This window comes from Actinomycetota bacterium, from assembly GCA_036280995.1.
GTDB lineage: Bacteria > Actinomycetota > CALGFH01 > CALGFH01 > CALGFH01 > CALGFH01.
In genome coordinates this window covers 20947-27106 of the sequence record DASUPQ010000212.1, presented here as the reverse complement: position 1 = coordinate 27106, position 6160 = coordinate 20947, and the positions used below count along the sequence as shown (strand labels likewise).

At 71.2% G+C, this 6160-nt stretch carries 6 protein-coding genes; 5 read left to right on the top strand and 1 reads right to left on the bottom strand.

Annotation, left to right across the window (positions count from 1 at the left end; translation table 11 throughout):
* Window positions 1–1034, bottom strand: a 1034-nt coding sequence (locus tag VF468_06780; protein HEX5878011.1) for a (Fe-S)-binding protein, incomplete at its 3' end; no start/stop codon positions are given.
* Between the two features lie 84 nt (window positions 1035–1118).
* On the opposite strand from VF468_06780, the gene VF468_06775 reads away from it, so the two are divergent.
* The 5 genes from VF468_06775 (at window position 1119) to dnaJ (ending at window position 6151) form a co-directional block, all read left to right on the top strand.
* Window positions 1119–1739, top strand: coding sequence for a DUF192 domain-containing protein (locus tag VF468_06775; GenBank protein HEX5878010.1), 621 nt, complete (start codon window positions 1119–1121; stop codon window positions 1737–1739).
* Window positions 1740–1850: 111 nt separating this feature from the next.
* The gene (dnaK, locus tag VF468_06770) at window positions 1851–3731 is read left to right on the top strand and encodes a molecular chaperone DnaK (GenBank protein HEX5878009.1); all 1881 of its coding nucleotides are present in this window, start codon (window positions 1851–1853) and stop codon (window positions 3729–3731) included.
* 29 nt (window positions 3732–3760) lie between these two features.
* A complete protein-coding gene (locus VF468_06765; protein ID HEX5878008.1) occupies window positions 3761–4240 on the top strand; it encodes an Hsp20/alpha crystallin family protein in 480 nt (159 codons plus the stop codon).
* A gap of 66 nt (window positions 4241–4306) precedes the next feature.
* A complete protein-coding gene (gene grpE, locus VF468_06760) occupies window positions 4307–5014 on the top strand; it encodes a nucleotide exchange factor GrpE (GenBank protein ID HEX5878007.1) in 708 nt (235 codons plus the stop codon).
* Between the two features lie 3 nt (window positions 5015–5017).
* On the top strand, window positions 5018–6151 hold the full coding sequence (gene dnaJ / locus VF468_06755) for a molecular chaperone DnaJ (protein HEX5878006.1): 1134 nt from the start codon (window positions 5018–5020) through the stop codon (window positions 6149–6151).
* The last annotated feature ends 9 nt before the right edge of the window (window positions 6152–6160 follow it).

The following is a 6160-nucleotide window of genomic DNA, read 5'->3' as shown; positions in this document are numbered from 1 at the left end:
ACGAGGTCCTTGCCGACCACCGCCGGGTCGTGGCCGTCCGGGTGCTCGGGGTCGGCCTCGCCGAGCAGGAACGGGGCCTTCTCGAACAGGTGGTCGCGCAGGTCGGTGATGACCATCTTGGGCGACAGCGGCTTGCCCGTGTTCCAGGCCGGGCACTGGTCCTGGCAGCGGCCGCACTCGGTGCAGGTGGCCATGTCGAGCAGCTGCTTGAAGTTCAGGTCCTCGACCTTGCCGGCGCCGAAGACGTCCTCCTCGGTCATCTCCTCGGGGTCGATCCGGGGGGTGGCCAGCGGCCCCAGGGCCTTGGGGCGCCGCGAGAAGGCGACGTTGAACGGGGCGGTGAAGATGTGCAGGTGCTTGGAGTACATGACCAGCACCAGGAAGCCGAGCACGACCGCCAGGTGGGCCAGCAGGAAGCCCTCGTCGAGCAGCCGCAGGGTCGACGGGGCGAGGCCGTCGAGGGCCCGCCCGACGGCCGTGGACGCGAACGCCCAGCCGTCGTACGGGAAGGTCCCGCGGGCCACCCTGGCCCCCCGGTACAGCAGCAGGGTGACGATCACCAGGGCGATCATGCCGAGGATGACCCAGGCCTGGCCGGTGTGGGACCCGTAGAACCGCGAGGCCCGGTCCTGGCGGGCGGGCGACTGGCGGATGCGGATGACGGCGAAGACGGCCAGGCTGACCAGCACGGCGACCGCGGTCAGGTCCTGGAGGAACCCGAGCAGCGGGCTGTGCCCGACCAGCGGCAGGGCGAAGGTCTCGCTGAACAGCTCCCCATAGGCCTCGACGATCGTGGTCAGCAGGATCACGAAGCCCCAGAAGGTGAAGAAGTGGGCCAGTCCGGGGATGGGCCGCTGGAGCAGCTTGCGCTGGCCGAAGACCTCGACCAGCTCGGCCCGCAGTCGGGTCCAGGCGCCCTCGAAGCGGTCGGGGGCTGGCCGGCCGCTGGCGATCAGGCGGGCGATCCGCTCGGCCCGCTGGCCGGCCAGGGCGACGGCGAAGAAGGTCAGCACGGCCCCGATGGCGAGCTTCATCGCACGTCCTCCCGGCCTGGTCGCTTCGGCTGGCTGCCCGAAGTCTACCGCTCGGTAACATCCGGAGGCGGATAGGCTGGGCGGATGCGCGACCCGACCCGGCCCCAGTCCCCACCCACCCGACCCCAGCCCTCGCCCAGCCGCGCCCGGGCGGGCCTCCTGGCCGGCGGCCTGCTGCTGGTGGTGGCCGGGGTGGCGGTGCTGGCGTGGGTGCTGGCGTCGGCGGCCGGGCTGGTCGGACGGGACGACCCCGTCATGGCCGACCCACCGGCGACCACCACCCCGTCCGCCTCCAGGGCCGCCCGCACCGTCACCTACCGGCTGGAGCCGGCCGGTGGCGAGGCCCGGACGGTGCGGCTGGAGATCGCCGCCACCCCCGCCGCCCGGGCCCGGGGGCTGATGGGGCGCACCGAGGTGCCGGAGGGGACCGGCATGGTCTTCCTCTACCCTGAGGACGTGGCCGAGGCCTACTGGATGAAGAACACCCTGGTCCCGCTGTCGATCGCGTTCGTGGCCGCCGACGGCCGGGTGGTCAGCGTGTCCGAGATGACGCCGTGCCGGGCCGACCCGTGCCCCAGCTACGCGCCGGCCGGCCCCTACCGCTACGCGATCGAGCTGGCCGCCGGGTCCTTCGCCGCCGCCGGGGTCGGACCGGGCGCCAAGGTGGTCCCCGAGGACCCCGCAGCACTCCCTGAGCCTACCTGAACGCGCAGGTCAGAGGCAACATAAAACGCCCGAACCCATAAGCTTGACAACAGGCCACTCAACTCCCTATGCTGGGTCTCGAACCTGTCCCAGCTTGTTTGAGGTGATGAGATGGCCAAGGCCGTAGGGATCGACCTGGGGACCACCAACTCCGTCGTGTCCACCCTGGAGGGTGGCGAGCCGACGGTGATCCCCAACGCCGAGGGGGCCCGCACGACCCCGTCGGTGGTCGCCCTCGCCAAGACCGGTGAGGTGCTCGTCGGCGAGGTCGCCAAGCGCCAGGCGGTCACCAACCCCGACCGGACCGTGCGTTCGGTCAAGCGCCACATGGGCGAGTCGTCCTGGCGGTTCCGCGCCGACGGCAAGGAGTTCTCCCCCCAGCAGGTGAGCGCGTTCATCCTGCAGAAGCTCAAGCGCGACGCCGAGGCCTACCTGGGCGACCAGGTCACCCAGGCCGTGATCACCGTCCCGGCCTACTTCGACGACGCCCAGCGCCAGGCCACCAAGGAGGCCGGTGAGATCGCCGGGCTCGACGTCCTGCGCATCATCAACGAGCCGACCGCGGCCTCGCTGGCCTACTCCCTGGACAAGGAGAACGACGAGACCATCCTGGTCTTCGACCTGGGCGGCGGCACCTTCGACGTCTCCCTGCTCGACATCGGCGAGGGCGTCATCGAGGTCCAGGCGACCTCCGGCGACATGCACCTGGGCGGCGACGACTGGGACCAGCGCATCGTCGAGTGGCTGCTGACCACCTTCAAGAACAACCACGGCATCGACCTGTCGAACGACAAGATGGCCATGCAGCGCCTCAAGGAGGCGGCCGAGAAGGCCAAGATCGAGCTCTCCTCGACCCTGGAGACCACGATCAACCTGCCCTTCATCACCGCCACCCCCGAGGGCCCGCTCCACATGGAGCAGCGCCTCACCCGGGGCGAGTTGGAGCGCATGACCTCCGACCTGGTCGAGCGGCTGCGCGGCCCCTTCGACAAGGCCGTGACCGACTGGAAGGCCAAGACCCAGAAGAGCCTGACCGACATCCACCACGTGGTGCTGGTCGGCGGCTCGACCCGGATGCCCATGGTGGTCGAGTTCGTCAAGCAGCTCACCGGCGGCAAGGAGCCCCACAAGGGCGTCAACCCCGACGAGGTCGTGGCCGTGGGCGCCGCCCTCCAGGCGGGTGTGCTCAAGGGTGAGGTCAAGGACATCCTGCTGCTCGACGTGACCCCGCTGTCGCTGGGCATCGAGACCAAGGGCGGGGTGATGACCAAGCTCATCGAGCGCAACACCACCATCCCGACCCGCCGCTCGGAGGTGTTCACCACCGCCGACGACGGCCAGGCCGAGGTCGACGTCAAGGTCTTCCAGGGCGAGCGCGAGATGACCTACGGCAACAAGCTGCTGGGCAACTTCCAGCTGGTCGGCATCCCGCCCGCGCCCCGGGGCGTGCCCCAGATCGAGGTCACCTTCGACATCGACGCCAACGGCATCGTCAACGTCTCGGCCAAGGACCGCGGCACCGGCAAGGAGCAGTCGATGACCATCACGGGCGGCACGGCGCTGCCCAAGGAGGACATCGACCGCATGGTCCACGAGGCCGAGCAGTACGCCGAGGAGGACCGGCGCCGGCGCGAGGCCGCCGAGGCCAAGAACCGGGCCGAGCAGCTCGTCTACCAGACCGAGAAGAGCCTCAAGGACTACGGCGACAAGATCTCCGACGAGGACCGCAACAGCGTCGAGACGGCCCTGACCGACCTGAAGGAGAAGCTCGCCGGCGACGACACCGTCGCCATCACCTCGGCCACCGAGGCGCTCCAGCAGGCGAGCTACAAGCTGGCCGAGGCGGTCTACGCCCAGGCCCAGCCCGGCCCCGGCCAGGCCCAGGACGCGACGGCCACCACCGCCGACCAGGGCACGACCCAGGGCGACGGCGACGTGGTCGACGCCGAGATCATCGACGAGGGCGACCAGGACCAGCAGAAGGGGGCATGAACCCCCACGACCCAGAGGAGGTAACCGTCATGAGCGTCTCCAGGTGGGATCCCTTCCAGGACCTGCTGGCGATTCAGGACGAGATGAACCAGGTCTTCGGCCGGGCTCGCCAGGGCCAGGGCGGCGGCCGCGTGTGGGCGCCGGCGCTCGACATCTCCGAGCGCAAGGACGCCTACGTGGTCACCGTCGAGGTGCCCGGCATCAACGCCGACGACCTCGACATCACCCTGGAGGACGGCCTGCTCACCATCCAGGGCGAGCGGCAGTTCACCCAGGAGTCGACCGAGCAGCAGTTCCACCGGGTGGAGCGCCGCTACGGCAGCTTCCGCCGCTCGATCACCCTGCCGTCCCAGGTGCAGGCGGACGCCATCGAGGCCTCGTTCGAGAACGGGGTGCTCGAGGTGGTCGTGCCCAAGGCCGAGGAGGCCAAGCCGAAGAAGATCACCGTCCGCGCCGGCGGCGGTCGCAAGCAGGTGTCGGGGACGTCGACCCCGGCCGGCGACGCCTGATCCGGACCATGCCACCAGGGAGGGGAGGCGGGTCCACCGCCTCCCCTCTCGCCTAGAGGGGACACCGTGAAGAACACAAATGCCCAGCAGGCGGGTGAGCGCGAGCCCGACACCGCCGAGGCGCGCGAGGAGGCCGCCAAGGAGGAGGTCGCAGCTGCCCAGCAGGCAGGCGAGTCCGAAGCCGAGGCTGTCGAGGAGCCGGAGGCTGTCGAGGAGCAGAACCACGCCGTCACCGAGCGGGCCGACGAGGACGCCACCGACGATGGCGGGGGCGAGGAGGAGACCGCCGACGCGGTCCAGGCCGAGGAGGCTGAGGACGCGATCGCGGCCGACCTGGAGAAGGCCAGGGCCGAGGCCGAGAGCTATCTGGACGACCTGCGCCGGCTCCAGGCCGACTTCGACAACTACCGCAAGCGGACCCTGCGCGAGCAGACGGCCCGCGCCGCCTCGGCCTCCCAGGCGCTGGTCACCCGGCTGCTGCCGGTGCTGGACAACTTCGAGCTGGCCGTGTCCGCGGCCGAGCAGTCGCGCGACTTCGACCGCATGCTCAAGGGCGTCGAGATGGTCTTCGGCGAGCTCCGCGAGGTCCTCGAGGGCGAGGGCCTGGTCAAGATCGAGGCCGAGGGCAAGCCCTTCGACCCCGAGCGCCACGAGGCGGTGATCGCCGTCGAGCAGGAGGACAGCGAGCCGGGCACGGTGACCGACATCGTGCGCGCCGGCTATGAGCTGCGGGGCAAGGTCCTGCGCCCCGCCATGGTGAAGGTCGCGAAGTAGCGGATGAACAACCCCGAGTACCTGGAGAAGGACTTCTACGCCGAGCTCGGCGTGTCCAAGGACGCGTCCGCGGCCGAGATCAAGAAGGCCTACCGGAAGCTCGCCCAGCAGCACCACCCGGACGCCAACAAGGGTGACAAGGCGTCCGAGGAGCGCTTCAAGAACGTCGGGCGGGCCTACTCGGTGCTGTCCGACCCCAAGAAGCGGGCCGAGTACGACGAGGCCCGCCGGCTGCTGGCCTCCGGGGCCTTCGGCGGCGGCGGCTTCGGCGGGTTCCCGGGCGGAGGCGGCGGCTTCCCCGGCGGCACCAGGGTCCGGGTCGAGGACCTGGGCGGCCTCGGCGACCTGTTCGGCAACCTGTTCGGCGGGCGGCAGTCGCAGACGGCGGCCCGGCGCGGCCGCGACGTCGAGAGCGAGGTCACCCTCGGCTTCGAGGAGGCGGTGCGCGGGGCCACCATCCCCCTGCAGCTCCGCGGGCCGGCCCCCTGCCACACCTGCCACGGCTCGGGAGCCAAGCCCGGCACCCTGCCCCGGCCCTGCCCGACCTGCAACGGGCGGGGCACGGTCACCCGCGACCAGGGCCTGTTCGGCCTCTCCAGCCCCTGCCCGACCTGCCAGGGTCGCGGCTCGGTGATCGACGACCCCTGCCCGACCTGCAACGGCCGCGGCAGCGAGGTCCGCACCCGGGAGCTGAAGGTACGGATCCCCACCGGGGTCAACGACGGCGCCACCGTCCGGCTCAAGGGCCAGGGCGAGCCCGGCCAGGCCGGCGCCCCCGCCGGCGACCTGATCGTCAAGGTGCGGGTCACCCCGCACCCCATCTTCGGGCGCAACGGCCGGGACCTGACCATCACCGTGCCGGTGACCTTCGCCGAGGCCGCCCTCGGCACCGAGCTCAAGGTGCCGACCCTGGACGGCCCGGTGACCTTGAAGGTGCCGGCCGGGACCCAGAACGGCCGCACCTTCCGGGTCCGGGGGCGCGGCGTCCCCGGGGCCGGCCGCAAGGGCGCCGGCGACCTGATGGTCAGCCTCCAGGTGGCCGTGCCCGAGAAGCTCTCGCGCAAGGAGCGGGACCTGCTGCGGGAGTTCGCGTCGCTGTCCGACACGACGCCCAGGAACCACCTCGGGATCGACTGAGCGAGGGGC